Genomic DNA, 2,309 nt, shown 5'->3' on the forward strand with positions numbered 1-2,309 from the left:
AGCGCGCTGCTCAGCCAGACCCCGGGCCACCAGCTCACCCGGCCGATTGGCTTCCACACGTTCCCGAGCATGTCCTGCAACATGAATCGGCCGACCCGGGTGCCGGCGTCGACAGTGGTCAGGATGAACAATGCCTCGAACATGATCGCGAAGTGGTACCAGAAGGCGGCGAGGCGACCGCCCCCGAATGCGCCTGAAAGGATGTTGGACATGCCGACAGCGAGCGTCGGTGCACCTCCGGTGCGGGCTACCAGCGTCGATTCGCCGACGGCCCGGGCCGCGGATTCGAGGGCGTCCGGGGTGATGGTGAAACCGAGGTTGGTGACCGCGGACGCAGCCGACGCCGCGGTCTTGCCGACGACCCCACCGGGCGCATTCATGGCGTAGTAGAGGCCCGGGCTGAGCACCGCCGCCGCGATCAGCGCCATCAGTGCGACAAGGGACTCGGTCAGCATCGCCCCATAACCGATGAGCCGGACCTGGGACTCCTTCTGGATCATCTTCGGCGTGGTGCCGGACGCGATGAGGGAGTGGAATCCGGACAGGGCACCGCAGGCGATGGTGATGAAGAGGAACGGGAACAGGCTGCCGGCGAACACCGGCCCGTTTCCCCTGGTCGCGAAAGTACTGATTGCGTCCGCCTGAAGTACCGGAAATTCGACGAGAACGCCGATGGCGAGCAGCCCGATGGTGCCGACTTTCATAAAGGTCGAGAGGTAGTCGCGGGGCGCGAGCAGGAGCCACACCGGCAGCACCGAGGCGACAAAGCCGTAGCCGACGAGGCAGGCGACCAGTGCCTTCGGGCTGAGTGTAAAGGCGGAGGCGAGGGCGGAGTCCTGGATCCAGCGGCCGCCGACAAGGGCCGCGAACAGTCCGGCGACACCGACGGCGGTGGCCTCAGCGACCCGGCCGGGTCGCAGCACCCGCAGGTAGATGCCCATGAACAGGGCGATCGGGATGGTCATTGCGATCGAGAAGGTGCCCCATGCAGAGGCGGCGAGCGCGTTCACCACGACAAGCGCCAGCACCGCCAGCAAAATGATCATTATGGCGAAGACAGCCACCAGTGCCGCTGTCCCGCCCACCGGGCCGATCTCGTCGCGCGCCATCTGGCCCAGGCTCTTGCCGTCCCGCCGCATGGAGAAGAACAACGTCACCATGTCCTGCACGGCACCGGCGAAAATAACACCGGCGATGATCCAGATCGTCCCGGGCAGATACCCCATCTGTACGGCGAGCACCGGGCCGACGAGCGGACCGGCCCCGGCGATGGCAGCGAAGTGGTGGCCAAACAGGACCCGCCGGTCGGTCGGCTGGTAGTCGACGCCGTTGTCGAGGCGTTCGGCCGGCGTCGCCCGGCTGTCATCCACCCGCAGCACCCGGTTTGCGATGAACCGGGCGTAGAAGCGGTAGGCGATGGCGAAGGATCCCAGGCCGGCGAGCAGGATCCACGCCGCAGAGATCGACTCGTGGCGGGACATCGCGAGCACAGCCCAGCTGATCGCGCCGGCCGCCGACACCGTGGTCCAGATGGCTATCGAACGGAGCCGGCCGGTCCTCCGGCCAAGGCCAGGCCCACGACCGCCGCCAGGCGGAAGGCCGGTTCCGGCAGTATCGAGACGGGTAGTCATACGAGGCGTCCTTTGGCGAGAGCGGCCCGGCCGAGCAGGTCAGCGAGCCCGACATCGGGCGGCAGGTCGGTGCTGAAGTGCCGGAAGCCGAGCCGCGAGCGGCAGTCGACTGTGACATCGCGGCCCAGGAGGAACGGATAGGCGAGTGGATGGGCTACGGCGCTGCCACCGGGATCCGCGTCCACCGGGCGGAAGCCCCGGTGCCGCGGCACGAGCGCCCGCGGCGCGGTGCGCAGCCACAGTTGACCGGTGCAGGCGCAGCACAGCCCCAGCGGGGCCCAGTCAAAAACGACTACCTCGCCCTCGCGGAGCGCCGCGCGGGCCCGGTCGGTGAACCGGATCATCGCAGGCCTTCCGGCGCCGTCCCCCGACTGTGCAGCCGCCAAGCGGCGGCGGTCAGCAGCGCGCTTAAGGGCACCCAGGCAAGCTGATACCAGTAAAAGAACGGCACCCCGGCCAGCCGTGGCTCATCCTGCGCATAAAGCGGGACCGCCAGCAGGGCTGCGAACGGTGTCCCGAGGCACGCGACCGCGGCGGTTCGCCGCCGACGTGCCGCCGCGCGGGCCGGACGACCGGCGGCCGGCCGGCCTGTTGCAGGCACGGGCGCTGCCGGGACGCCTGCCGCGGAGTTCGCCGGGGCACCCCGCTGGGTGTCCCGGCCCTGCTCATCGTGCCACA

Annotated in this window: 3 protein-coding genes; all 3 read right to left on the reverse strand. The window is 69.1% G+C overall.

Annotation, left to right across the window (positions count from 1 at the left end; genetic code table 11):
- The coding region (locus ACY45C_RS19220) for a carbon starvation CstA family protein (RefSeq protein WP_462188964.1) at positions 1-1,631 on the reverse strand (1,631 nt) is incomplete at its 3' end.
- On the reverse strand, positions 1,628-1,975 hold the full coding sequence (locus ACY45C_RS19225; RefSeq protein WP_462188965.1) for a hypothetical protein: 348 nt from the start codon (positions 1,973-1,975) through the stop codon (positions 1,628-1,630). The genes ACY45C_RS19220 and ACY45C_RS19225, both read right to left, overlap by 4 nt.
- The coding region (locus ACY45C_RS19230) for a DUF3311 domain-containing protein (protein WP_462188966.1) at positions 1,972-2,309 on the reverse strand (338 nt) is incomplete at its 5' end. The genes ACY45C_RS19230 and ACY45C_RS19225, both read right to left, overlap by 4 nt.

The organism is Frankia sp. CcWB2 (genome assembly GCF_977927585.1).